This is a genomic window from Ephemeroptericola cinctiostellae (assembly GCF_003339525.1).
GTDB lineage: Bacteria > Pseudomonadota > Gammaproteobacteria > Burkholderiales > Burkholderiaceae > Hydromonas > Hydromonas cinctiostellae.
The window spans coordinates 2,229,488-2,256,029 of the sequence record NZ_CP031124.1; the positions used below are offsets into that span (position 1 = coordinate 2,229,488).

The following is a 26,542-nucleotide window of genomic DNA, read 5'->3' on the forward strand; positions in this document are numbered from 1 at the left end:
TTAAACCGTAAGGTATTTTACTGCGTTTTCAATTGCGCACTGGTGCGACCAAACCGCCGTTCACGCTGTTGATACGACGACACTGCGGCTAAAAAAGCAATCCGATCAAAATCAGGCCAGTAAGTGGGTGTGAAGTACAATTCCGTGTAAGCCAACTGCCACAATAAAAAATTCGATACGCGCGCCTCACCACCCGTGCGAATGAATAAATCAGGTTCGGGCAAATCAGACAATTGCAAAAATGGTGTCAAATCGGTTTCGAGTACGGGCGCATCCAAAGCCACGCCCTGTGCAGCACGGTGTGCCAACAAGCCATTCATGGCATTCAAAATGTCCCAGCGCCCACCATAATTGGCTGAAATGGTCAAAGTGAGGTTTTTCCCACCGCTGGTTTTCTCATGCGCCTCTTGAATTAAACTTTGAATGGTTGGGTCAAATGCGCTGAGCTCGCCAATCACACGCAACTCAATGCCGTTTTCTGCCAATGCTTTGATTTCACGGCGTAAACTGCGCATGAACAACTTCATTAAAAAAGACACTTCAGTCGGTGGACGACGCCAATTTTCTGAACTAAAAGCAAACAAAGTGAGGTTTTCCACACCAATTTCAGCGCATGCACGCACAATTTCACGCACCGTTTGTGCGCCTTTTTTATGCCCCCAAACGCGTGGCAAGCCACGATTGGTCGCCCAACGGCCATTGCCATCCATGATGATCGCGACGTGTTTAGGTACATTGCCAACATCAGGGATGCTTTGGGTGCTGCTTATGGCTTGGCTCATGGGGTCTCGCTTATGGTCCGAGAATGGACTTTTAATAATTATCGGCGGTGTGGTATTGTGTGGTTTGTATGTTAAACCAAACATGCTTAAATCAAGCATGGTCAAATCAAAACATGCGGTGCAGCAAATGCTTCAAAAGAATGCGCCGAAATATTCGGCGCATAAGCAACTTTTAAACGGTTAACACTTCGGCTTCTTTGGCAACCACCATCTTATCAATTTCAACAATAAATTTGTCCGTCAGTTTTTGTACGAAATCTTGTGTGCGACGGTCATCGTCCTCAGAAATTTCTTTGTCTTTCAACAGCTTTTTGAGTTGCTCATTCGCATCACGGCGGTGATTCCGCACAGACACTTTAGCGGCTTCGGCATCGGTTTTAACCAATTTAACCATTTCTTTACGGCGCTCTTCAGTTAAAGCAGGCATGGGCACGCGAATCAATTCGCCTTGAGTTGATGGGTTCAAACCCAAATCAGCTTCACGGATCGCTTTTTCAATCGCATTGACCATGTTTTTTTCCCAAGGCTGCACGCCAATGGTACGTGCGTCGAGCAAAGTCAAGTTGGCAACGGCCGACAAAGGCGTCGATGCACCGTAATAATCCACATGCACGTTATCCAAAAAACTTGGATGCGCACGACCTGTACGGATTTTGGTCAAATCGTTTTTTAAAGCCTCGATGCTTTTATTCATCTTTTGTTCGACGGCTGATTTAATTCCTGAAACGGGCATAAGAACTCCAAATTTATTAGGGACAAGAAAAGCTCAGCGACCACATCCATTCACGCCGCTGCTTGATGGACGATATTTTACTGTTTTTTTGTGGCTGGCGTTGGTTTTTGTGCGTTTAGGTGCGTGCAATTGGCTTATATTCTAAGAAAAAGCGAAAAAAACAAAACCCTGTTTTTCCTATTTTCCTTTGGTTTCTGTTTGCAACATGACCGCTGTTGGGTCAATGACAGGCCGACTGTGCAGATAAGGCTCGATCGCTTTTTTTGCATTCAAATAACGGGCATCCTTTTGTAAAGCCGACCAAGGCAAAGCTTCGCCCACTGCACACAAGCCCTCTAATCGAGTTGCATTCACAGCTTTCAAATACGATGTGGGTAAACCATTGAGCGCGAGATCCACATCCTGTGGACGATTGCAAATCAAGACCTGATCACAACCCGCATCAAGCGCCATTTTAACGCGCTCCACCACGTCTGGGTACAACAACGCCGCACCTGCCATGCTCAAATCATCGGACACAATCGCTCCAGAAAAGCCAAGCTGCTCACGCAACATGCCCAACCATGTCTTTGAAAATCCCGCTGCTTGCGCATCGACTTTTGGATACACCACATGCGCAGGCATCACCGCAGCCAAGTCCTGCATCAACATTTGATACGGTAAAACATCCTCTGCCATGATTCTTTTCAAACTGCGTTTGTCCACGGGCATGTCGGTGTGAGAATCCGCAGCCACAAAACCATGGCCTGGAAAATGTTTGCCACAGCTTTTCATGCCCGCTTGCAACAACCCGTGTTGCAAGGCTTTCGCCAACATCGTCACCACGCGCGCATCATGCGAAAACGCACGGTCACCGATCACAGTGCTTTCACCAAAATCCAAGTCCAGCACGGGCGTGTAACTGTAATCCACCCCAACCGCGCGCAACTCCGCGGCCAGCACGAAGCCAGCAGCCGTGGTGACACGCATGGCGTTCAACGGGTCGGTCATCCACAGCTGCCCCAGCACACGCATGGCAGGCAAGTGGGTAAAACCATCGGCCTTGAAACGCTGAACACGTCCGCCCTCATGGTCCACACTGATGAGCAACTCAGGGCGTAAGGCGCGAATAGAGTGAATCAAACGGGTGATTTGCACACGCGATTTAAAGTTTCGACCAAAAATGATCACACCGCCTGTCAATGGATGTTGAAGGCGTTTGCTGTCTTCTTCGGTTAAAGTCGACCCCAACAGGTCAACAACGATAGGACCCAGCCTGCTCGATTTTTTTGAGGTCAATACACCCATTTTCATTTTGAGTCTTCCATTGTTTCCGCCACCACAAATGCGCACACCACATCACTTTCATCGGTCATTGCGACATGGAAAATTAAACCACGTTCATCACACCATGACAGCAACGGTTCGGACAATTTAACCATCGGCTTACCCGACGGTGCATTGACAAACTGAGCCACGCGCCAACTCATCGGGCTGTGCAGTCCCAAACCAATTGCTTTTGAAAATGCTTCTTTCGCTGCAAAACGAGTGGATAAGAACAACAAGCCGCGCTCATGGTTGCGCGCGTAACGCGCATGAAATATTTTAAGCTCATCGTCTCCCAGAATCCGCCGCGCAAAGCGCTCACCACGCGCCGCAAAAGCCGCATGGATGCGCTCGACCTTGAGCAGATCGGTACCGATGCCGTAAATCATTTGACTTGCAACGCAGTCACGCGTGCTTGATGCATGATCGCTTTCATGTCGCGCACGGCCTTTTCCAAACCGTCGAACACAGCCCGAGCAACAATGGCATGGCCAATGTTCAGCTCATCGATCACGGCAATCGCTGCAACGGCTTGCACGTTGCCATAATGCAAACCATGCCCCGCATGAATGCGCAAACCCAAGCGTTTCCCCTCCATTGCAGCCACACGAATGCGCTCCAACTCACGCGCTTGCGCTTCATCGTTCGGTGCATCGGCATAGCAACCCGTATGCAACTCAACCACGGGCGCACCGACGTCCGCTGCCGATTGCATGGCTTCAACCGTTGGATCAACAAACAAAGACACCTGCTGCACGCCCGCTTCGGTCAAACGCACAATCGCCGACTTGACTGCATCACGATACGTCACCACATCCAAACCGCCCTCTGTCGTCACTTCTTCGCGCTTTTCAGGCACAAGACAAACATCACGCGGTGCAATCATGCACGCATGGGCAATCATCTCGTCAGTGATCGCAGATTCTAGGTTCATGTAAGTGTGCAGTCGATGATTTTTAAAGGCCGCTGCCAACTCAGCCACATCGGCATCTTGAATGTGTCGACGATCCTCACGCAAATGCACGGTGATTAAATCAGCCCCTGCCATTTCCGCGACCTCTGCCGCCACCAACGTCGATGGATAAACCGTGCGACGCGCCTGACGCACCGTCGCAACGTGGTCAATGTTAATGCCTAAACGAATGTGATTGTTCATAATGAGCCCAAATGATGTGTGGTGAAATTCGTCGATGATCCGATATTTTATGCCTAGGCTTGTTCGATTTTTTAGGCTTTGTACGGCTTTTTAGCTCAAAAACCCTAAAAACAAACAAGCAGAATATGAGGTTTGATTGCGGTGAACCCTTATAATTGGTGCAGCTCGATGAGTAAATTTCGGGTGTACAGCGGCCGTTCACCAATGTGGTGATGCAATAAAAAACGCAATAAATGTTTAGACTCCAGTGCAGTTTGTGCAGCATGGAATTGATTTCGTTGCAAATCAAGTAAGGTTTGCCCGTGGACAACATGCATCTCATTCGGCGCAGGGGCAACACCGATGCGAACCCATTCATGCGCCGATACCGCCAACCCATAACGCGCTTCAGGCACAATCGCATCGTTCTCAACAGTTAAAGGCACACCATACCCCAACTCGCGCAGCAATGCCAACTCAAAACCTCGTAAAGCCGCCGCATGCTCGGCCACGGTGCTCAAGCTCAAATCAGCCAAACTGTGCTGATACACATCGAACAACAGCGGATGAGCATCGTCCAAAGCCAGCGCACGGCGCATCCACTCATTCATGTAATAACCAGCCATCAGCGCTGCACCTTGAAGCATGGGAATGCCACCGACCCATTCCAAATCCAATAAAGTTTTCACCTGGGATTTACCTGTGTAACCAATAGACAAGGTTTGAAATGTTTGAAAAGTGCTCGCACGCCACTGCGTGTAGGGGCGCTTCGCCCCCTTGGCCAACACGCTGATGCGGCCGTGATGCCGTGTGAACACATCCAGCAGCAAACTGGTTTCAGAATAAGGCTGGCTGTGTAAAATATACGCAGGCTCATGCAATATTTTTGAAGCCGCCCGCGCCGCACTCTCCCGCCTCAGCACAGGCATGTCAACACCTTTACGGCGCTCAAGTTTAGCGATGGGGATTTTGATGATGGTCTGCGACATTACTTAATACGTGTACTCCAATTATTTAATTAATTGGCTCAATACTCGACTTTCTGTTTTCGTTTGTTTGTGTCTCAAAATGCTTTATTGCATTTTGGATCCGCTTCAATAACTCTTCAAAACCACTGAAGTCTATGTTGTACTCTTTAGATTTTACAATTTTCTCTGAAAAAACATGCTTCCCATAGTGTTTGCCGTCATTCAAATCCTTTTCTTTATGAAAAGTTTTACCATTTAACTCTATTCGAAGAGCCTCTATTTTGAATAAATCTTCAATTTCACTCTCAACTTCAGTACCAACTAATGGAGTCGTTACTACATACAGGTTTTTTACTTTATGATAAAAGTCCCGATTTTCATTTCGTTCATCCTTTAGGATTTTCTTTGCTGCGTCATCATTGTCAATTACGACAATAACAGGCATATTTGAGCTTGGTGCTGTATTTACATTAAAAAAAGTAAGGTATTGAGCTATAAATTTTGTGAGATCAGAATAGCCGCCATTCAAACCAAGGACTCGACCATTCAATTTTGAATATTTAAAAATATCAAACTTTAAGCCTTTAAACTCATCTCGACCGGAAAACCATTTTATGGCTTCACGAATATAAACACCATCCGTTTTTCCCTCGCAAATTAAAATCGGTTTATCCCCAAAGTAAAAATATTTATAAAATAGAAACTTATGGTAAATATCTCGGCCAATCATTTTCTCATTGGCTTTTGAGCAACCATCCCTAGGATTTATCGACTCAATGAAACTAAGCATACCTCTAAGCTGATTTAAGCTCCCTTTGACGTACATCCCAGAGTCAGACTCAAAAATATTAAACTCTCCTCGATGAACTAAAGCATGTACCATTGCACGCACTTTTTGCTTATACTCTCTTTTAGTATTGATTTTTTTATTAACAATTAAACCTGTCACCTCTTGTCTTGAGTTCTTATACTGCATTCTAGTTTTTGAAGAATTTACTTTGAATCCCGAACGATTAATAATTTCATTAAGATCCTTACCAATAATCCACTGATGTTTAAGTTCAATACTTTTTAATGCTGCCTCTATAGGGAAATTTTTTTTATTTGTCGAAAATGTCAAATCATCAGCATAGCGAGAATAAAAAACACCTATTTTTGTCGAAAACTTTACCAACCTTACATCTAAAATGTGGGTAATTAAGTTGGAAATTATTGGTGAGGTAGCGGCCCCCTGAGGTAAAGAACCTTGATGGCATGAGATTAAAGCTATTATTTCGGCGATCTTACTATGAAGTTGAAACTCACGACTCTTTACAAAAAAACCGCACACTCGTTGAAAATTAATTGTCCCAAAAAAATTTTCTAGATCAATATTAAACACATATTGCTTATTTTTATGCTTTACTGCATTTGTTACTATTGAGTGCCTTTTTTTAAAACCGTGAGAAATACTATTGTGGTTCTTCGACTTACTAGCATTTATCTCTTGAGAGCATTTATCAAGTAAATTTAATAATCTCTTTTGCAGTTCCTTTAACTCTTCACAAGGAGCGGAAATAACTCGCTCTCCGCCACTTCTCTTTTTTATTGAAAACTGATTATATAAAGGTTTTTCTTTAGGCAAGATATAAAGCAAGTAAGATAGTTTTTTCGGTTCATAACCCAATATTATTGCAAAATCAGATAGAGTTCTTGCCTGCCGTAACTGTTCAAGTAGGGTCATACAGCTCCCTTGTAATCATAGTTTTGATAAATTAAAGAGCAACTTGCTAAGCTTATAACATTTATAGTGGGCTATAGATACTCTTGTTTGCGTAGTTAAAGATCAACCACTAAAAAATGAAATTAATAAATTTGAAACAATGCAGCATAATAAGTCTGTGCAACATTTTTTTCACATGACACGATAGCGCGTCAAAAAGTCTATCTATAGCCCTTTACCATTCTAACCTAATTCAATATTTACTCATAACCCAATTTGCGCAAGCTCGATTCAGAATCGGCCCAACCTTGGCGCACTTTGATCCACACCTCTAAAAACACTTTGCAGCCAAACAATCGCTCCATGTCCACCCGCGATTCAGAGGCAATGCGTTTCAGACGCTCACCGTCTTTACCAATCAGCATGGCTTTGTGCGCATCGCGCTCAACCAAAATCGCAGCGGCGATGCGGTACATTTTGCCATCTTCTTGAAACTGCTCAATCTCTACGGTGCAACCGTACGGCACTTCATCGCCCGACAAACGGAAAATCTTCTCACGCACAATCTCGGTCGCCAAAAAGCGGGTTGGGCGGTCAGTGATGTCATCTTCGTCGAAAAATGCAGGATTTTCGGGTAAATAAGGTTTAATTTCTTTCAACAACACATCGGTTTGAACGCCATTTTTAGCACTGACGGGGATGATTTGTGCAAAATTGAATTGACCGCTGACCTTTTGCACAAACGGCAACAAATCATTTTTCTTTTCCAAGGCATCGACTTTGTTGATGACCAAAATCACGGGCGTTTCGCGTGGCAAAATTTTCAACACGGCTTCATCTTGCGGGGTGAATTTCATCGCTTCGATGACCCACACCACTACATCGACCTCCCCAAGGGCTTGTGACACATTGCGGTTGAGCACGCGGTTCAGTGCACCGCCGTGCTTGGTTTGAAAACCGGGGGTGTCCACAAAAATATATTGGGTGTTGTCCTGTGTCAACACCCCATTGATGCGATGGCGGGTGGTTTGGGCTTTTTTCGAGGTGATCGACACTTTCTGCCCGATGAGTTTATTCATCAACGTCGATTTGCCCACATTTGGACGACCAATGATGGCGACAAACCCCGTATGGAACGGTGTTTCTGCTGTTTCGGGTGAATTACTGATTTGATCTGTCATGGTATATGCTTTGTTTGTGCTCTGTGTTTTGTTTGGATAAGATAAAGGACGATAATGGCTGGTGCGGATTGATAGTCAACCAGCCCATTCATGCTGGAACCCGCCAATCATTCGATACTCTGGGTTTGGATCCTCAGTCTCTTTACATGCTGTTCGGCGCCCTTCTCAACTAATGCTAAAGCATAAAGAACCAGGATCCACTCTTTCCGCTTTATTTGTATTATCCACGTTTTGAAGGATGTTGTTTGCCAGCATTGTCCAACAAGGTCATGGCCAAATGAGCGGCGTGTTGCTCGGCCAAGCGGCGCGTGCTGCCTTCACCTTGGGTTTTGATGTGCAAGGCATCAATGATGCAAGACACGGTGAACAGCTGCTCATGAGCCGCACCTTGGATGTCAATGATGGTGTATTTTGGAACAGGTAATTTCTGACCTTGCAAGCGCTCTTGCAATTGGGTTTTGGCATCTTTACCCGCATTGCTGGGATCGATGGTTTTCAACAACGGCGCATACAACTGAGCCACAACGGCCTGCGCCGCGTCAAATCCAGCATCTAGAAAAATTGCGCCAATCATGGCCTCCACCACATCCGCCAGAATAGAGGGGCGATTTAAACCGCCGCTTTTCAATTCGCCCTCGCCCAATAACACATAATTGGACACATTCAAATCCTGCGCAATCAGCACCAAAGTGTCCTGTTTGACCAAATGGGCGCGGATGCGTGACAACTCACCTTCTTTGATGTGGGTGAATTGATCGTACAAGCAGCGTGCGATGCCACAATTCAATACGCCATCCCCCAAAAACTCAAGGCGCTCATAATGGTTGGCCGCATAGCTGCGATGGGTTAAGGCTTGACGCAACAGCTGAGCGTCTGAAAAAGTATGACCAAGCTGTTGCTCCAAGACGGTCAATCGGGTTGCTTTACTCATGCTTATTTAACCGATGTGCCAATGCGTGAGAAATCGTTGAAATTCATCCACACAAAATAAGCACGCCCGACCAAGTTTTGCTCAGGCACAAACCCCCAGTAACGCGAATCATCACTGAAATCACGGTTGTCACCCATCATGAAATAATGGCCTTGTGGCACCGTGCAACTAAAACCATTCTCGTGGTACTCACAGCCTTGGCGGGCAATTGAGCGCACGCCCTGAGGGATGTACGTTGGGTGTTTTTCTTCAGTCCAAATGGCATGGGCGGTGCCATTGTCTGCCAACATTTCATTGTTTTGATGAACCGTGCTCAATGGAATCTCTTTTGCGTACGTGCCTGATTTTAAATTGGAAATGATTGTGGGCGTTTGTGCAATGGCCTTGCCATTGAGAGTCAACTGTTTGTTGTCATACGCCACTTTATCGCCTGGCAAACCCACCACGCGCTTGATGAAATCCGTCGATGGATCCAATGGATAATGAAACACCACCACATCACCACGCTCAGGATGTCCAACAGGCACCATCACCGTATTCGTGATGGGCATGCGCAAGCCATACGCATATTTATTGACCAATAAAAAATCACCTTCTAATAAAGTCGGCACCATTGAGCTTGATGGGATGCGAAAGGGCTCGGTGATGAATGAACGCAACACAAACACCAACGCCACCACCCCAAATAAACCCGCAGTGTATTCGAGCCACAAAGGGCGAGCCAAGGCCTCTTGCACAGCATCGTCGTAACCACCCTTCATTTGGGCTTTGATTGCTTCGGCTTTTTGTATGCGTGTTTTTTTGAAAATCAACATGTCAAGCACCCAAAAAATGCCTGTCACAACAAACAGCACCACCAGTAATAAACTAAACCACATAAATTTTCCCTATTTTTTTATACATCCATGACATGCGGTATGATGCGATGACATGCTTTTGATCAACACGCACAACCACCAATCAATCGCCCATGCTTCTTATGCGATGTTTTGCTCACCTTAGGCGCTGACACACGTACAGCACGTTTTTATTGGTTTGTGTTGGTTTGTGCTGCTTAGTCATCCACTCGCAAAATCGCCAAAAACGCCTCTTGCGGCACTTCCACCGAACCCACTTGCTTCATGCGTTTCTTACCTGCTTTTTGCTTCTCAAGCAGTTTTTTCTTACGGGTGATGTCACCACCATAACATTTGGCCAACACATTTTTGCGCATCGCTTTGACGTTTTCACGGGCAATCACGTTCGCACCAATCGCCGCTTGAATCGCCACGTCGTACATTTGGCGTGGGATCAATTCACGCATTTTGGCCGCCACATTGCGACCACGATGTGTGGCATTGCTGCGGTGAACAATGAGTGCAAGCGCATCAATTTTTTCACCGTTAATCAAAATATCGACCTTGACCACATCAGCAGCACGGTATTCTTTAAATTCATAATCCATCGAAGCGTAACCACGCGAAGTCGATTTGAGCTTATCAAAAAAGTCCATCACCACTTCGGCCATTGGAATTTCATAAGACAATTTCACTTGACGACTGTGGTACGTCATGCTGGTTTGAACACCGCGTTTGTTGGTGCATAACGTCATCACAGAGCCCACGTACTCTTGGGGCATGAATAAATTCACCGTGACAATCGGCTCGCGGATTTCTTCGATGCGACTCAAATCAGGCATTTTTGAAGGGTTTTCCATCGGGAAAATCGTGCCGTCTTTCATCAACACTTCATACACAACCGATGGTGCCGTGGTGATGAGGTCCATGTCAAATTCGCGCTCAAGCCGCTCTTGCACAATCTCCATGTGCAACAAACCCAAGAAGCCACAACGAAAACCAAAGCCCAAAGCCTGAGAGACTTCAGGTTCGTAGTGCAGCGATGCATCATTCAATTTGAGTTTTTCCAGCGACTCACGCAACGCATCGTATTCCGATGATTCCACAGGATAAAGCCCAGCAAACACTTGTGGTTTGATTTCTTTAAAACCAGGCAAAGCCTCGGCCGCCATTTGTCGGTTAGCCGATTGAACATGGGTGATGGTGTCACCAACTTTCGCCGCTTGCAACTCTTTCAACCCCGTGATGATAAAGCCCACTTGCCCCGCCGAAAGTTGCGGAAGGTTTTTTGATTTGGGCGTAAACACACCCAGATGCTCCACGCCGTGCTGCGCACCCGTCGCCATCATTTGGATTTTTTCACGGGTTTTCAATGTACCATTCATGACCCGCACCAACATCACCACGCCCACGTAGTTATCAAACCACGAATCAATAATCAATGCCTGCAATGGCGCATCGGGGTCGCCCTCGGGTGGTGGAATGCGCTCAATCATGCGCTCAATCACTTCGCGCACGCCCAAACCAGTTTTCGCTGAGCACAGCACCGCATCCGAAGCTTCAATCCCAATCACGTCTTCAATTTCTGCAATTGCATTGGCAGGTTCAGCCGCAGGCAAATCAATCTTATTCAACACGGGCACCACCTCAACACCCAAATCCAACGCCGTGTAGCAGTTCGCCACCGTTTGCGCCTCAACCCCTTGCGATGCGTCCACCACCAGCAATGCGCCTTCGCACGCGGACAGCGAGCGCGACACTTCATAAGAAAAATCGACGTGACCTGGGGTGTCAATCAAGTTCAAGAAATAAGTTTCGCCGTTGTCGGCTTTGTACTCCAGTGCCGCAGTTTGCGCCTTAATCGTGATGCCACGCTCACGCTCAATATCCATAGAGTCAAGCACTTGCGACTCCATCTCGCGATCAGACAAACCACCACAGAGGTGAATGATGCGATCAGCCAAGGTGGATTTACCGTGGTCAATGTGAGCGATGATGGAAAAGTTACGGATATTCTTCATTTAAATCGTTTCTGATATTTCAATATGTGTCGGTTTACAGCAAAAGCGCTATTTTACTTGATGTGTCCAAAAAAAAGTAAAAACCTCAAAACTCTCTTTTGGCTTACCCAAAAAATCAACTGTAAAAAGCGTATAAATTTAATTGATACGTAGAAAAAAAGTTTCGAGTATAATCATGTCGAATGTTAAATCAGTGTCAAACAAACACCGAGAAACACTGAACAAAAGTCGTAAAATCAGCACCCCACGCGCGATACCAATAAAAAACCATAAACATCGCTGCGGGCATCAATGCAAAAGACACACCATCTGCTGAACTGTTTTTAAAATGTCTGATTGCTCACAAGGGAACAACCCATGGCTTCATCGTTTTTTAAGAAAAAATCACGCATGAAAAAACCAAAACACTCGACCATTATGGTCATCAGCAATGATCAACGTACAGAGACCATGCGTGTCAACAGCTGGTTGTTGCACAACATGAAACCCACCATCATTGCATTAACCGTCCTCGCAACAGCATTGGCCATAGGCTTTGCAGTGTTCGCCATTCAGAGCAAAAAGGCCATTGAAGAAAACACAGCGCTACAAGCCAAAATTAAAGATTTAGAATCATACAACTCGGCCGAAGCAGCCGCTAAAATCAATGAGCTGAAAAAAACCGAAAAAACAGTCTTACAACTCGAAGAATACCTTAACCAACGCGGCGCCAATAAACCGCCACCCAAATCTAAAGCAGACAGTCTAGAGCCACAACCCATGGGCGGCGCCTACCGCCCCATTGCAGGCGAAATCCCTTTCACCAGCCGATACAATCAACACGCCCAAGACTTACTTGAAGCCATCCAAAACACCCCGATTGGTGTGCCGCACGACGGCTACTTGACCTCTCGTTTTGGCAACCGAGCCAACCCATTCTCAGGACAAGGCGCAGAAAACCACCCTGGGCTTGATTTCAAAGCCCAAACAGGCGATCCGATTCATGCCACCGCCGATGGAGAAGTGATATTCGCTGGTGTCATGAACGGCTATGGCAATGTGGTTAAAATCGCCCACAAATCGGGTTATGAAACACTGTTTGCACACATGTCCGCCATCAACACAACACTGGGTCAAAAAGTGAAAGCAGGCGACGTCATTGGCAAAGTGGGCAGCACAGGTCGCTCAACAGGCCCTCATTTGCACTACGAAGTTCGCTTAAACAACGAGCCACTTGACCCAGAAAATTTTTTAACATTTAATTGACCCAGCAGCATCAACACCAACAAGCATCAATACACAACTAAAAAATCATTTTTATAACACCCACCTACAGCAAGGTTTTCCATGTTTGGCAAAAAAACAACCGACAGCACCATAGACCACACCATCACCACCCTCATCGGAGAAGGATGCACCATCCAAGGCAACATCACCAGTAAAGCCTACATCAAAATCGACGGCAAGATTATCGGCGATTTGACAGTTGAAGGCGGCATCATTTTGGGCGAAAAAGGCCACATCACCGGCAATGTTCGCAGCAACGAAGTGATTGCTTACGGCAAAATCGAAGGCGATGTCCATGCAGACACCCTTCATTTAAAGAGCAGCTGTTCAATTCTGGGAAATATTGAAACGCAAAGCCTACAAATCGACTCAGGTGCCGTCTATCAAGGCAGTGTCACCATGCAAAAAAACCACTCAAACACAAGCACATCGACGGCACACAGCGCACTGGCCGCCGCATAAGCACAACAGCAACAAAAATGCTGTCACAGCAAAGCTGTGCTGCCAACCATGTCTACCAATCACATTGATGGGTTCGGTCCAAACGCCCACATCAGCCAATCAGCACCAAGCAGGTCAGCTTGGTGCTGATTGCATCAAAAGGGCATCAACCCAATGCCCTCACCCACAACATCCCCTCTTACCACATTGTCACTCTGTGGCTTCTGACGTATAATAGTGGTTTGTTGTTTTAACTTGCCAATCAGAGAACACCATGCCAATTTACGCTTACCGCTGCTCACAGTGTGGGCACGCCAAAGATGTGTTACAAAAAATGAGCGATGCTCAACTGACCACCTGCCCTGCCTGTCATCAAGAGACATTCAGCAAACAGATCACCGCCGCAGGATTTCAACTGAAAGGTTCAGGTTGGTATGTGACCGACTTTCGTGGCGGCTCAGGTGCAAACAGCAGCTCCAGCAGCGTCGGTGGTGAGACCGCCGTCAACACAACAGCAGAATCAAATCAAACAAGTAATAATGCAAGCAATGATACAAGCAGCACCCAAGCGACCCCCAGCACCCAAACCACCAGCGCAGCATCGGCCACAGCCAGTGCATCTGGTGCTGGCAGCCACTAAACCCATAGCTACCCAGCTTCTTTAAAGCAAAAACCATGCGCCAACATTTCACCAGTGCCAAAATCCGGAACTACCTCGTTACAGGCGTCTTCATTTGGGTACCCATCCTCATCACCTTTGGCGTGATTGGCTGGGGCATGAACTTTCTGACGGGTATCTTCGAAACAGTGGTTGACATGGTCGCACGGGTCATGCCAATCATCTGGCAAGCCCCTATTTTGGCCATTAAAGACATTCCATTTTTGGGCGTGATATTGGTCATTCTCATTTTGTTTTTAACTGGACTGATGGCGGCCAACTTACTCGGTCAATGGTTTTTACGTGTACTCGACTCACTTTTTTCTCGCATCCCCATCGTCAAAAGCGTCTATGGCAGCGTCAAGCAAGTGTCAGACACCCTATTTTCCAGCAATGGACAAGCATTTCGTAAAGCACTTTTAGTACAATACCCACGCGCGGGCTGCTGGACAGTTGCATTCCAAACAGGCACACCCAATGGCGATGTGGCCAACAAACTGCCCGAAGACTGCATCAGCGTATATGTTCCCACCACGCCAAATCCAACCTCAGGCTTTTTCCTCATCATGCCCAAAACCGAAGTGATTGACCTCGACATGAGCGTCGACGAAGCCTTGAAATACATCATATCCATGGGTGTTGTAGCACCCGAAGAACACAGCAACGCAACACCAGCAGTGACAACAGCACAAACTGCCACTGACATTTGACATACAACATTCATTTAAATTTGAAACCTGATTAACCCAAAGAAAGAAATAAACATGAGCATGCGCAGTCATTTTTGCGGCCTTTTGAACAAAAGCCAAGCCGATCAAACTGTTACCCTATGCGGTTGGGTCAACCGTCGTCGCGATCACGGCGGTGTGATTTTCGTCGACTTACGCGACAAAGAAGGCTTGGTACAAGTGGTGTTTAACCCTGACGATGCCGCCATGTTTGAGCTCGCCTCATCACTGCGCAACGAATTTTGCGTTAAAGTCGTCGGTCGCGTCAGCTTGCGCGATGCAGGTTTGGTCAATCCAAAACTGGCAACAGGCGAAATCGAAATCGTTTGCAAAGAACTCGACATTTTAAACGCCTCGGTCACGCCACCGTTCCAGCTTGATGAAGAAAACCTGTCAGAAACCACGCGCTTGACCCATCGCGTGCTCGACTTGCGTCGCCCACAAATGCAATACAACATGAAATTGCGTTACAAAACCGCCATGGCGATTCGCAAATTCCTCGACGCCAACGACTTCATCGACATCGAAACACCGATGTTGACCAAATCCACCCCTGAAGGCGCACGCGACTACCTCGTGCCCTCACGCGTGCACGACGGCGAATTCTTCGCCCTGCCACAATCGCCACAACTGTTCAAACAAATGTTGATGGTCGCAGGCTTTGACCGCTACTACCAAATCGTCAAATGCTTCCGCGACGAAGACTTGCGTGCCGATCGTCAACCTGAATTCACACAAGTGGATATCGAAACCTCATTCATGTCAGAAACAGACATCCGCGCCATGTTTGAAGGCATGATTCGCGGCATGTTCAAAGACGTCCTGAACATCGAACTCGCCAACCCATTCCCAAGCATGACCTACGCCGATGCCATGGCATTGTACGGCTCGGACAAACCAGATTTGCGCGTCAAATTGCAATTCACCGAATTGACCGACGTCATGAAAACGGTGGATTTCAAAGTATTCAACTCAGCCGCCAACATGGAAGACGGCCGTGTCGTCGCCCTGCGCGTCCCTAATGGCGCCGAACTCTCTCGCTCAGAAATCGACGCCTACACCCAATTCGTCGCCATCTACGGCGCACGCGGTTTGGCTTACATCAAAGTCAACGAACTTGAAAAAGGCCGTGACGGCCTGCAATCACCGATCGTCAAAAACATCGACGACGCTGCATTGACACAGATTTTAGAACGCACTGGCGCGCAAAACGGCGACATCATTTTCTTCGGTGCAGACAAAGCCAAAATCGTCAACGACGCCATCGGCGCACTGCGCATCAAAATCGGCCACGAAAAAGGCCACGCCTCACAAGACTGGCAACCGCTTTGGGTCATCGATTTCCCAATGTTTGAACGTGATGATGAAGCAGGCCGATGGACCGCCTGCCACCACCCATTCACCGCACCAAAAGACGGCCACGAAGACCTGCTCAGCACCAACCCCGGCCAATGCATCGCCAAAGCCTACGACATGGTGCTCAATGGCTCAGAAATCGGCGGCGGCTCCGTCCGCATCCACCGTGAAGAAGTGCAATCCAAAGTCTTCCGCGCACTCAACATCAACGCCGAAGAAGCCCAAGAAAAATTTGGCTTCCTGCTCGACGCCCTCCAATACGGCGCGCCTCCACACGGCGGCATCGCATTTGGCCTCGACCGCATCGTCACCATGATGACAGGCGCAGAATCGATCCGCGACGTGATTGCATTCCCAAAAACCCAACGCGCACAATGCCTGCTCACGCAAGCACCAAGTCCAGTGGACGAAAAACAACTGCGCGAACTGCACATTCGCCTGCGCAACACCGAAGCCAAACTGGCCGAAGTTAAACGCGACGAAGCATAAACAAAAAAGCAACCGAAAGGTTGCTTTTTTTACAATCACGCATAGAGCACAATAAACATTTGTCAAATACCACAAGACAGTTAACGCTCCGGTTCAGCGGCGGCGGACCGCCGTCCGCTGCAACCGGTTGTTATGCGGCTTATTGCAGACCGGCTCAGGAAGCATGGAATGCAGCCTCAAGAGCTTTGATATCGATCTTCGACATTTTCAGCATTGCCTGCAATGCCCGATCAGCAGCTTGCCGATCCGATGCACCTAAGAGCTTCGGCAAGATCTGCGGAACAATCTGCCAAGATACTCCAAAGCGGTCTTTTAACCAGGCGCATCGTCCTTCTGAGCCGCCATCTGCCGTCAATGAACTCCAGAGGCTATCCGTATCCTCTTGGTTCTTGGTGCTTACGACGATGGAGGCCGCTTCGTTAGGCTTGAAATGCGGCCCACCGTTCAACGCTTGAAACGGCACCCCATCAAGCTTAAACGTCACCATCACCGGCGAGATACTTGTGACCTCAGAGTTTGGAATCAGTGAGGTGTAGAGCCGTGCTGCTTCTTCAGCATTGCCGTCGTACCAGAGGCAAACAGATACTGCGGATGAAATGCTCATTTTGTCGAGTCTCCTATGGATGGGTTTGCCGCATCACGTAGGTTATGCGTCAAAAAACACTGATATTCTGTTTTCATTTCGCCGCATATCCTGTTAAAATAAATTAAAATACGGACTTAAAGTCCATATGATTTAAATCATTATAGCAGCCACTCAAAGCGAAAACAAGTCATTCATGTCGACCCAAGAAAAACCAAAAAAACTCCTTGATTTGGTTAAAGAAAAAGTCCGCTACAAGCATTACAGCTTGCGTACGGAGCAGTCGTATTGTGGTTGGATCAAGCGGTTTATTTTGTTTCACAACAAGCGTCATCCCATCGACATGGGGGCGGTTGAGGTGACAGCATATTTATCCCATTTATCCGACAAATGCGGCGTTTCTGCTGCAACACATGGACAGGCTTTGTCGGCTTTGCTTTTTTTATACAAAGAGGTGCTGGGTATTGATTTACCTTGGCTGGATGGATTGCACCGCCCTAAAAAATCGGCCCGATTGCCTGTGGTGTTAACGGTGTCGGAAGTTGAGTTGTTATTTACGCATTTGTCGGGCATTCATTTATTGATGGCGAAGATGTTGTATGGCACGGGGATGCGTTTGATGGAGTTGTTGAGTTTACGCATCAAGGACATTGATTTAGAGACCTGTGAAATCACGGTTCGCCAAGGCAAGGGCAATAAAGATCGCGTGACGATGCTGCCGCGTATGGTGTTGGATGACGTTGTGGCGCAAATCGCATCGGCAAAGTCGGTGTTTGACAAAGACCGTGCAGAGGATCGCGCTGGTGTTTATTTGCCTTTTGCTTTGGCTCAAAAATACCCAAATTCGGATAAAACGTTTGCGTGGTTTTGGTTGTTTCCTGCACGGGCGGAGTCGCTTGATCCTCAGTCGGGCGTGATCCGTCGCCACCACACGCATGAGCAGGCAGTGCAGCGGGCGATTAAAAATGCGGTGGTGCAATCACGCATCAATAAACCCGCGACAACCCACACATTACGCCATAGTTTTGCGACGCATGTTTTACAAAGCGGTTATGATATTCGCACGGTGCAGGAGTTGCTCGGTCATTCTGATGTGAGCACAACGATGATTTATACCCACGTGCTGAAACGCGGCGGTCGTGGGGTTGAAAGCCCTTTGGATAGGATGTAATGAGTAAAAAAATACCAGTTTCTGTTTTGGTGGTGGTTTACACACCTGATTTACAAGTGCTCATGATGAAGCGCACACAAAAAGTCCTGACAGGTGATTTTGAAAAAGATTTCTGGCAGTGCATTACGGGCAGTTTGGATTTCATCGATGAGCTACCGCACGATGCGGCGGTGCGTGAACTGTTTGAAGAAACGGGGTTGAATGCGGCCGATTTTGAGCTGCAAGATTGGCAACACAAGTCAACTTATGAGATTTACCCGCAGTGGCGTCACCGTTACGCAGATGGTGTGGTTGAAAATACAGAACACTGGTTTGGGTTAAAAGTCCCGAGCACTGACATGGCCATCACGCTTGCACCGCTTGAGCATACCGATTTTCAATGGCTGCCCTTTGAACAGGCAGCGGCGTTATGTTTTTCTTGGAACAATGCGGATGCGATCAGGACTTTGCCAGAGCGTATTAACTCAGCTGAAATGATAGGATGATTAAAAAACATTGCGGTGCGGGCAGATTGCCTGTTGGACTTTTTTGAAAGCAAATTTTTCCATCGCCATACCGTACCTGATGCGGCCTCTCCATACAGGAGATTGCGGGCCAAGCCCGCAATGACGCATCTACAGTCATTTCCCGTCATGCCGCGCTTGACGCGGCATATCCCAGCACTGGAGTTTACGGGTCAAGCCCGGCAATCGGATTGATTAATAAACCACTGTAAAATGGACGTCAAAAAGCGGCTTGAAGCAAGCCGCTTTTTTATTGTACATCACCAATTACTCCGCCTCGTCCTGCCCTATTTTTTCTTTCAAAAGCTCAAGTTCTTCTTGCGTTAACAGTCGAACCATGAGCACATGCACTTGACGTGCATCGGCGCGAAGGACTTCGAACTCAAACGACTCAAGCATGATTTTATCGCCTCGGCGCGGCATGCGTGAGAGCGATGACGTGACCAATCCACCGATCGTATCAGCATCTTCGTCGGACAATTCAACTTTGAAAAACTCATTGAATTGATCAATTTCAGTCAAAGCACGCACACGGAAACGTCCGCCACGATCAGCGATGATGTTGTCTTCATCTTCGTCGTAATCGTGTTCATCTTCGATGTCGCCGACGATTTGTTCAAGGACGTCTTCGATGGTGATCAAACCCGACACGCCACCATACTCATCGACCACGACGGCCATGTGGTTTCGGCTTTCGCGAAACTCGCGCAGAAGGATGTTCAAGGGTTTGGATTCAGGAATAAAGACCGCTGGGCGCAAATTGTCGCGCACATCAAAATCTTTTTCCGTATAAAAATGCAGCAGGTCTTTGGCGAGCAACATGCCAATCACATGGTCTCGCCCGCCTTCGACAACGGGAAAGCGTGAATGGTTGGTGGACATCACAAAGGGGATGAATTCATCAGGGGTTTGGGCGATATCAACCACGTCCATTTGTGAACGCGGCACCATCAGGTCTCGCGCTTTGAGGGAGGCGACTTGCAGCGCCCCTTCAATCATAGAGAACGCATCATCGTCGATCAGGTCACGTTCACGTGCACCGTGAAGGATGTCTAAGAGTTGTTCTTGCGTCTCGGGTTCGCTGTCAAACAGCGCTGAAAAACGTTCAAACAAAGTTTTGGGCTTGGCGCCTCGCTTGGGATAGTCGTCGGACATGGGGTTTCATTCGAGTTAATCGAGTGGTTAGCATACTGTAAAACAGGCTGGTTGTGCAACAAAACCGATTAAAAACCATCATTTCAGTTTGTGTAGGGCGCATCATGCGCCTTGTCATCATTCCATCCTGCCATCCCATCTTTTGATGTTCTGACGCTGAGCCGCAGGCGATTCACAATTTACCCAAAAAAAACCTCTAAACCTTTATAATACCGCATGTCCAACGCGCTCATTTGACGCGCGTTTTTATATTGAATTGAAGCGAAACCATGAGCCAAACACCATTACTTGATGCCCTTGCCAAATCATTTGAACCCACCGCGCTGGAAAACCATTGGCGCACCCAGTGGGAACAAAAAGAATACGCCCATGCTGAGGTTAACCCAGCCCAAGAAGCCTATACCATTTTCCTCCCACCACCCAATGTGACCGGCACACTGCACATGGGGCATGCTTTCAATCAAACGATCATGGATGCGTGCGCACGCCACGCGCGGATGTCGGGCAAAAACACCACCTGGATTCCGGGCACCGACCATGCAGGCATTGCCACGCAAATCGTGGTGGAGCGTCAGTTGGCGGCGGACAATGTGTCGCGTTTTGATTTGGGTCGTGAGCAGTTCACGGCCAAAGTGTGGGAATGGAAAGAAAAATCAGGCAACATCATCAGCCAACAAATCCATCGCATGGGTTCAAGCATCGATTGGCAACGTGAATATTTCACGATGGATGACACCATGTCAAACGCCGTGACCGAGGCTTTCGTGCGTTTGCACGACGAGGGGCTGATTTATCGCGGCACACGTTTGGTCAACTGGGATCCAATTTTGGGTACAGCGGTGTCCGATCTTGAAGTCGAAACCGTTGAAACCGATGGGTCGATGTGGCACATTCTTTATCCATTCGTTGCTGGCGCACAAAGCATCACCGACAAAGAGGGCAACAGCGAAATGGTCACAGGTTTGACCGTCGCCACCACCCGCCCAGAAACATTACTTGGTGATGCCGCATTGTGCGTGCACCCTGAGGATGAACGTTACAAGCACCTTGTGGGTCAATTCGTCACATTGCCTTTGTGTGACCGCCAAATCCCTATCATCGCGGACGAGTACGTCGATGCGGCCTTTGGCACGGGTGTGGTCAAAATCACGCCTGCACATGATTTCAACGATTATGCCGTCGGTCAACGCCACGACTTGCCTAAGCTCAACATCCTCAATCTGGATGCAACCATCAACACCCAAGCGCCAGCCGCCTATCAAGGCATGGATCGCTTTGTGGCACGTAAGCAAATCGTGGCGGATTTGGACGCGCTCGGTTTATTGGTGAAAGTGGCACCGCACAAACTCCAGCAGCCCAAATCAGAACGCACAGGCACGGTGATTGAGCCGATGCTGACCGATCAATGGTTCATGGATTTGACTTCTGAAAAAGGTCAAGCTGAAATTGTCCAACCTGCATTGCAAGCGGTCAATGGGGACGGCACTGCGACTGGCGAAATTCGCCTCGTGCCTGAAAACTGGAACAGCACGTACAACCAGTGGTTGAACAACATCCAAGATTGGTGTATTTCTCGTCAATTGTGGTGGGGACATCAAATTCCAGCGTGGTATGCCGACGATGGTCAAGTGTTTGTCGCACGTGACGAAGCCGCCGCTGCCGCCAAAGCCCAAGCCGCAGGTTACACTGGGACATTGCGCCGCGAGTCCGACGTGCTCGACACATGGTTCTCTTCTGCACTCGTGCCCTTTTCTTCACTGGGCTGGCCTGAAAACACGCCTGACTTGAATCATTTTTTACCGTCATCGGTGCTGGTCACAGGCTACGACATTATTTTCTTCTGGGTCGCACGCATGGTCATGATGACCAAGTACTTTACGGGCAAAGTGCCATTCAAAGCGGTCTATGTCCACGGTTTGATTCGTGACGCCGAAGGCAAAAAGATGAGCAAATCCGAGGGCAATGTCCTCGATCCTGTTGACTTGATCGATGGCATCGAATTGGCACCGCTGCTGGACAAGCGCGTCACAGGTTTGCGCCGCCCAGAAACGGCACCCGCTGTGCGCAAAGCCACAGAAAAAGAATTCCCCAACGGCATTCCATCGTACGGCACGGATGCACTGCGTTTCACTTTCGCCTCACTCGCCACGCAAGGGCGCAGCATCAATTTTGATTCCAAACGCTGTGAAGGTTATCGCAATTTCTGCAATAAACTGTGGAATGCGACCCGCTTCGTGCTGATGAACTGTGAGGGTCAGGATTGCGGCATCGATGCGAGCGCTGAGTTGGATTATTCGCCTGTTGACCGTTGGATCATCAATGAGTTGCAACGTGTAGAAACCGATGTGAACAAACAGTTCCCAGAATTTCGCCTCGACATGATTTCGCAAGATTTATACCATTTCGTTTGGAATCATTACTGTGATTGGTATGTTGAACTGGCCAAAGTCACTTTGCAAAACGGCACGCCTGCGCAAGCTCGCGCGACACGCCGCACACTGATTCGCGTACTGGAAACCATGTTGCGCTTGATTCATCCGATCATGCCGTACATCACCGAAGAGCTGTGGCAAACCGTTGCCCCATTGGCAGGTATGAAACACACCGACAGCATCATGTTGGCCGCATATCCTGTTGCCGATGACAGCAAAATGACCCCTGAAGCCGATGTGTGGATGCACGAATTACAAGGCTTGGTTGACTCATGCCGCAATTTGCGCGGGGAAATGAACCTGTCACCCGCCACCAAAGCACCGCTGTTCATCGCAGCCCCTGCCGCCTCACTTGATAAGCTGAATGCATTTGCCCCGTATTTGAAAACATTGGCAAAACTGTCTGAAGTGACCGTTGCCGAAATATTGCCACAAGCCGCGGGTGCGCCTGTGCAAGTGGTGGGCGAAGTGTCATTGATGCTTAAAGTTGAAATTGATGTCGCGGCCGAACGTGAACGCCTGGGTAAAGAAATTGCCCGTTTAAAGGGTGAAATCGCCAAAGCCAATGGCAAACTCGGCAACCAAGCTTTTGTTGCCAAAGCACCTGCGGCGGTGGTTGAGCAGGAGCAAGCGCGCTTGGCTGAATTTATCGCCACCGCATCAAAATTAGAGCAACAATTGTCGTCACTGCCCGCGAATTAAGGGTTAAAATCATGCGCGGTGGGCTGTCAATGGAATGCTCACTGCATGAAACATCGCAAACATAAATGATAATTATGGCGCGACACGGCGAAGGCCGATCAGCTCGACCTTCGCTTCTATTGGATTTTGGGTGTTGAATGACATGTGAATGCATGTGGGTTCGATGTCATGCACTCAAAATCTCGTACTGAACCAAAAAAAGTAAGTTTTACTTTTTTTGAATATATGAGGGTAAGAGACAAAATGGAACTGAATGACGCAATCACTGCGCTGACACTATCAGCAGAACAACTTCAACACATCCGCGACGCACTGGCGGATAAAATTTCTGAAGGTTTGGCCAAAGAGGGTCAACAAATCAAAGCACTGCCTGCTTTTTTACGCCGTCCAAACGGCCAAGCCAGTGGTGATGCCGTGGTTTTGGATGCTGGTGGCACCAATGTGCGTGCAGCTCACATATCGATGCAGGGCAAGGAAGTGGCTTTCATCACTGAACCACAAGCCGATCGCACGTTGATGCATGACGCACAAACACCAGGACAAGTGTCGCCCCATGCTTTTTTTGAACGCCAAGCGGCATTGATTCAAAAAATTTGCCCCGCGCCCGAGTTCAACCTTGGCTATTGTTTTTCTTACCCATCAACCAACACACCCGACGGCGATGCCGCTTTAGTGAACTGGACCAAAGGCATCAATGTGGCCGACATGATTGGTGTGCCTTTACGCGCCCAATTGACTGATGCACTCAAAGCCCAAGGTCAAATCGCGCACCACACCCCCATTTTAAACGACACCGTGACGACACTGGCCGCTGCGGCATGGATGGAGCCAGACTGCGACACTTACATTGGTCTGATTGCAGGCACAGGCATGAATGCAGCCGGTTTTTACCGCACCGAACAAATCACAAAGCTCTCCACAGATGACGCCAAAGGTTGGCAAGCCGACGAGCTCATGGCGGTCAACCTTGAAATCGGTAATTTTCACCCGCCCTTTTTATCATCCTTTGATGATGAGCTGGATGCTGCAGGCCTGGATGACCATCCGGGCAAACAACGTTTGGAAAAAGCATTGGGTGGCAAATACACGGCTGAATTATATGGTCGTATTGTCGGTCGTGAAGCGTGCTTGGCTTTACCTGATGCGTGGGCGTTTGATCCAGAAGCAGGCTCACGTACACACGCAGGCCACGTCACCCAATTGCGCCGTTATCATGGCATCATGGCCGATGTCGCCACGGCACTGATTGACCGCTCCGCCGATTTAACGGCCGCAGCACTGGCGGGTGTACTCAAAAGCCAAGATTTAAAAGCTGGCCAACAACACACCGTCGGCATCTTGGCTGAAGGCACTTTATTTTGGCAAACCGAAGGTTATCGTGAGCGCGTGGAATCCACACTCAATGCGTTGACCCCAAACCATGTGACTGTGCGTATTTTACAAAACACGTCAGATGTCGATGCAAACTTTATCGGTGCGGCTTGTGCGGCCTTGATTTAAATCCCACAAAGATAAAAGAAGATGGTGGTTTAAAGATAGGTTTTAGTCGAATTGAATAACAACACACAAAGCATTCAACCCTTTTTTAATTTCCACGAAAGACCAAGCATGAAACGTAAATCTTTATCCCGCTACCTTATTGAGCAGCAACGCGAGCACAACAATTTACCATCCGATCTGCGCCTGTTGATCGAAATCGTTGCTCGCGCCTGTAAACACATCAGCCATGCCGTTTCAAAAGGCGAGTTGGGTGATGTTTTGGGTAATGCTGGCACAGACAACGTGCAAGGCGAAGCGCAAAAAAAATTGGACGTATTGACCAATGAAATTTTCTTAGAAGCCAACGAATGGGGCGGCAACCTTGCTGGCATGGCCTCTGAGGAAATGGAGCACATTTATGAAATTCCAAACCGCTATCCCAAAGGCGAGTATTTATTGGTTTATGATCCACTGGATGGCTCATCCAACATCGACATCAATGTCACAGTCGGTACGATTTTCTCTGTATTGAAAAAATCGGATTCACCCGATGCCGTGTGTGAAAAAGATTTTTTGCAACAAGGTAAAAACCAAGTCGCTGCAGGCTATGCCATTTACGGTCCACAAACACAACTCGTTTTGACCACAGGTCGTGGCACACATTGCTTCACACTGGATTCAGAGCTCGGCTCATGGGTGCTGACTCAAGAGCACATGCAAGTCCCGACAACAACCAATGAATACGCGGTCAACACCTCAAATACGCGCCATTGGTTTCCACCCATGACGCGCTACATGAGCGAACTGCTTGCGGGTGAAACGGGCCCTTTGGGTAAAAATTACAACATGCGCTGGGTGGCTGCAATGGTCGCGGAAGTGCACCGCATCCTCAATCGCGGCGGCATTTTCATGTACCCGTCCGATTCACGCACCCCGGGTCGTCCAGGCCGTTTGCGCTTGATGTACGAAGCCAACCCAATGGCGATGATCATCGAACAAGCGGGCGGCGTGGCCACCAATGGTGAAATCGCCATCATGGACATCCAACCCACCAGCCTGCACGAACGTGTGGCGGTGTTCTTGGGCTCGAAAGAAGAAGTTGAGCGCATCACGGCTTATCATCACGACCAAGTATCCAACTAAGCGAACCAACACATGGGTTGCTTCCCACAGGGTTGCTTCCCGTAAGGTTGTTTCTCATAAAAAAGGGGTGGGTACACGCCCCCCCACCATGAGGACATAGTGCGTAGTGCACAATGCACTATCAAATCTCCACATGAGGCGTTATGATTCGATTTATTACTTCAACGCGCATCCACACCCTCGAAGAATTCATGGCCACAACCCTACTCGGTCAATCTTTTCAAAGGTTGGCTCGGTTTTCAGCGATGGAAATTAAAGTTGGATTGGATGCCAAAGATGGCTTGGCCACAGTATTTAACCCAGAAATTGAACAGGCCTCCCCCGAAGACATTTTGGTTTTCATCCACGATGACGTGTGGATTGATGACTGGCTGATTGAATTTCGCCTGAAAGAAGCACTGGCCTCTTTTGATGTGATTGGCATCGCTGGCAACCCTTTTCGCGCACCCAAGCAGCGGGGTTGGTATGGCACAATGGATGCACTGGGTGAGGAATTTAAAGCACTCGGAGAACCGCGTTACGCCATCGGTCGTATCAATGACACCCCCACGTGCAGCAGCAACATTTCACCGATTGAGGTCAAACTGCTCGATGGTGTGTTCATCGCGGTGAAAGCCTCAACGTTTCATGCATCTGGCATACGTTTTGACCCCCAATTTCTCTATCACCATTATGATTTAGACCTGAGTCGACAATGCGAACAAGCAGGTTTAAAAATGGGCATTTGGCCCATCGCTCTGACCCACGCCCAAACCATTGGTGATTTGGGTTCGGCATGGTTTGATTCAGGCACCGCTTATTTAAAAAAATGGTCAGACTAAGCCACCCCATTCACATTCAAC

24 protein-coding genes are annotated in these 26,542 nt (G+C 48.1%); 11 read left to right on the forward strand and 13 right to left on the reverse strand.

Annotated elements, in window-relative coordinates; all coding sequences use genetic code 11:
• Positions 1 to 17 precede the first annotated feature (17 nt).
• The 11 genes from uppS to lepA form a co-directional block, all read right to left on the reverse strand.
• Positions 18 to 782, reverse strand: a complete 765-nt coding sequence (gene uppS / locus DTO96_RS10025) for a polyprenyl diphosphate synthase (protein ID WP_114563368.1) — start codon at positions 780 to 782, stop codon at positions 18 to 20.
• Positions 783 to 954: 172 nt separating this feature from the next.
• Positions 955 to 1,515 (reverse strand): ribosome recycling factor, encoded by a 561-nt coding sequence (gene frr / locus DTO96_RS10035; protein ID WP_114563370.1) that lies wholly within the window; start codon positions 1,513 to 1,515, stop codon positions 955 to 957.
• A gap of 177 nt (positions 1,516 to 1,692) precedes the next feature.
• Positions 1,693 to 2,808: a beta-N-acetylhexosaminidase gene (nagZ, locus tag DTO96_RS10040; RefSeq protein ID WP_373277786.1), complete on the reverse strand. Its 1,116-nt coding sequence runs from the start codon at positions 2,806 to 2,808 to the stop codon at positions 1,693 to 1,695.
• Positions 2,805 to 3,209, reverse strand: coding sequence for a holo-ACP synthase (gene acpS / locus DTO96_RS10045; protein WP_114563371.1), 405 nt, complete (start codon positions 3,207 to 3,209; stop codon positions 2,805 to 2,807). The genes nagZ and acpS overlap by 4 nt, the downstream gene beginning before the upstream one ends.
• Complete coding sequence (locus DTO96_RS10050; RefSeq protein ID WP_114563372.1) at positions 3,206 to 3,976, reverse strand: pyridoxine 5'-phosphate synthase; 771 nt, start codon at positions 3,974 to 3,976, stop codon at positions 3,206 to 3,208. The genes acpS and DTO96_RS10050 overlap by 4 nt, the downstream gene beginning before the upstream one ends.
• A 149-nt stretch (positions 3,977 to 4,125) precedes the next feature.
• Positions 4,126 to 4,944, reverse strand: coding sequence for a DNA repair protein RecO (recO, locus tag DTO96_RS10055; protein ID WP_114563373.1), 819 nt, complete (start codon positions 4,942 to 4,944; stop codon positions 4,126 to 4,128).
• A 25-nt stretch (positions 4,945 to 4,969) separates the two neighbouring features.
• Positions 4,970 to 6,646: a retron Ec67 family RNA-directed DNA polymerase/endonuclease gene (locus tag DTO96_RS10060; RefSeq protein WP_114563374.1), complete on the reverse strand. Its 1,677-nt coding sequence runs from the start codon at positions 6,644 to 6,646 to the stop codon at positions 4,970 to 4,972.
• A gap of 239 nt (positions 6,647 to 6,885) precedes the next feature.
• Positions 6,886 to 7,806, reverse strand: a complete 921-nt coding sequence (gene era / locus DTO96_RS10065; protein WP_114563375.1) for a GTPase Era — start codon at positions 7,804 to 7,806, stop codon at positions 6,886 to 6,888.
• A 220-nt stretch (positions 7,807 to 8,026) separates the two neighbouring features.
• A complete protein-coding gene (gene rnc / locus DTO96_RS10070; RefSeq protein WP_114563376.1) occupies positions 8,027 to 8,737 on the reverse strand; it encodes a ribonuclease III in 711 nt (236 codons plus the stop codon).
• 2 nt (positions 8,738 to 8,739) lie between these two features.
• Positions 8,740 to 9,615: a signal peptidase I gene (lepB, locus tag DTO96_RS10075; RefSeq protein WP_114563377.1), complete on the reverse strand. Its 876-nt coding sequence runs from the start codon at positions 9,613 to 9,615 to the stop codon at positions 8,740 to 8,742.
• 176 nt (positions 9,616 to 9,791) lie between these two features.
• Positions 9,792 to 11,594 (reverse strand): translation elongation factor 4, encoded by a 1,803-nt coding sequence (gene lepA / locus DTO96_RS10080; protein ID WP_114563378.1) that lies wholly within the window; start codon positions 11,592 to 11,594, stop codon positions 9,792 to 9,794.
• Between the two features lie 390 nt (positions 11,595 to 11,984).
• On the opposite strand from lepA, the gene DTO96_RS10085 reads away from it, so the two are divergent.
• From DTO96_RS10085 to aspS, 5 genes are all read left to right on the forward strand, one after another.
• Positions 11,985 to 12,839, forward strand: a complete 855-nt coding sequence (locus tag DTO96_RS10085; RefSeq protein WP_157964405.1) for a M23 family metallopeptidase — start codon at positions 11,985 to 11,987, stop codon at positions 12,837 to 12,839.
• Between the two features lie 81 nt (positions 12,840 to 12,920).
• Positions 12,921 to 13,322 (forward strand): bactofilin family protein, encoded by a 402-nt coding sequence (locus tag DTO96_RS10090; RefSeq protein ID WP_114563380.1) that lies wholly within the window; start codon positions 12,921 to 12,923, stop codon positions 13,320 to 13,322.
• 253 nt (positions 13,323 to 13,575) lie between these two features.
• A complete protein-coding gene (locus tag DTO96_RS10095) occupies positions 13,576 to 13,941 on the forward strand; it encodes an FmdB family zinc ribbon protein (protein ID WP_114563381.1) in 366 nt (121 codons plus the stop codon).
• A 35-nt stretch (positions 13,942 to 13,976) separates the two neighbouring features.
• Entirely contained in the window at positions 13,977 to 14,669 is a 693-nt protein-coding gene (locus DTO96_RS10100) for a DUF502 domain-containing protein (RefSeq protein WP_225972487.1), read from the forward strand.
• A 54-nt stretch (positions 14,670 to 14,723) separates the two neighbouring features.
• The gene (gene aspS, locus DTO96_RS10105; RefSeq protein WP_114563382.1) at positions 14,724 to 16,532 is read left to right on the forward strand and encodes an aspartate--tRNA ligase; all 1,809 of its coding nucleotides are present in this window, start codon (positions 14,724 to 14,726) and stop codon (positions 16,530 to 16,532) included.
• A 154-nt stretch (positions 16,533 to 16,686) separates the two neighbouring features.
• On the opposite strand, the gene DTO96_RS10110 is transcribed toward aspS, so the two are convergent.
• Complete coding sequence (locus DTO96_RS10110) at positions 16,687 to 17,136, reverse strand: VOC family protein (protein WP_114563383.1); 450 nt, start codon at positions 17,134 to 17,136, stop codon at positions 16,687 to 16,689.
• A gap of 175 nt (positions 17,137 to 17,311) precedes the next feature.
• Between DTO96_RS10110 and DTO96_RS10115 the strand changes: the two genes are divergently transcribed.
• Together DTO96_RS10115 and nudB are read left to right on the forward strand one after the other, a co-directional pair.
• Entirely contained in the window at positions 17,312 to 18,286 is a 975-nt protein-coding gene (locus DTO96_RS10115; protein WP_114563384.1) for an integron integrase, read from the forward strand.
• Positions 18,286 to 18,771, forward strand: coding sequence for a dihydroneopterin triphosphate diphosphatase (gene nudB, locus DTO96_RS10120; RefSeq protein WP_114563385.1), 486 nt, complete (start codon positions 18,286 to 18,288; stop codon positions 18,769 to 18,771). The genes DTO96_RS10115 and nudB overlap by 1 nt, the downstream gene beginning before the upstream one ends.
• A gap of 285 nt (positions 18,772 to 19,056) precedes the next feature.
• Here nudB and DTO96_RS10125 read toward each other — a convergent pair whose 3' ends face one another.
• Positions 19,057 to 19,944: a CorC family transporter gene (locus DTO96_RS10125; RefSeq protein WP_114563386.1), complete on the reverse strand. Its 888-nt coding sequence runs from the start codon at positions 19,942 to 19,944 to the stop codon at positions 19,057 to 19,059.
• A gap of 269 nt (positions 19,945 to 20,213) precedes the next feature.
• Here DTO96_RS10125 and DTO96_RS10130 point away from each other — a divergent pair, with 269 nt between their 5' ends.
• The 4 genes from DTO96_RS10130 (at position 20,214) to DTO96_RS10145 (ending at position 26,521) form a co-directional block, all read left to right on the forward strand.
• On the forward strand, positions 20,214 to 23,078 hold the full coding sequence (locus DTO96_RS10130; RefSeq protein ID WP_114563387.1) for a valine--tRNA ligase: 2,865 nt from the start codon (positions 20,214 to 20,216) through the stop codon (positions 23,076 to 23,078).
• Positions 23,079 to 23,321: 243 nt separating this feature from the next.
• Complete coding sequence (locus DTO96_RS10135; RefSeq protein ID WP_192878983.1) at positions 23,322 to 24,578, forward strand: hexokinase family protein; 1,257 nt, start codon at positions 23,322 to 23,324, stop codon at positions 24,576 to 24,578.
• Between the two features lie 108 nt (positions 24,579 to 24,686).
• Positions 24,687 to 25,700: a class 1 fructose-bisphosphatase gene (locus DTO96_RS10140; protein WP_114563389.1), complete on the forward strand. Its 1,014-nt coding sequence runs from the start codon at positions 24,687 to 24,689 to the stop codon at positions 25,698 to 25,700.
• A 143-nt stretch (positions 25,701 to 25,843) separates the two neighbouring features.
• Positions 25,844 to 26,521, forward strand: a complete 678-nt coding sequence (locus tag DTO96_RS10145) for a glycosyltransferase family protein (RefSeq protein WP_114563390.1) — start codon at positions 25,844 to 25,846, stop codon at positions 26,519 to 26,521.
• Positions 26,522 to 26,542 lie beyond the last annotated feature (21 nt).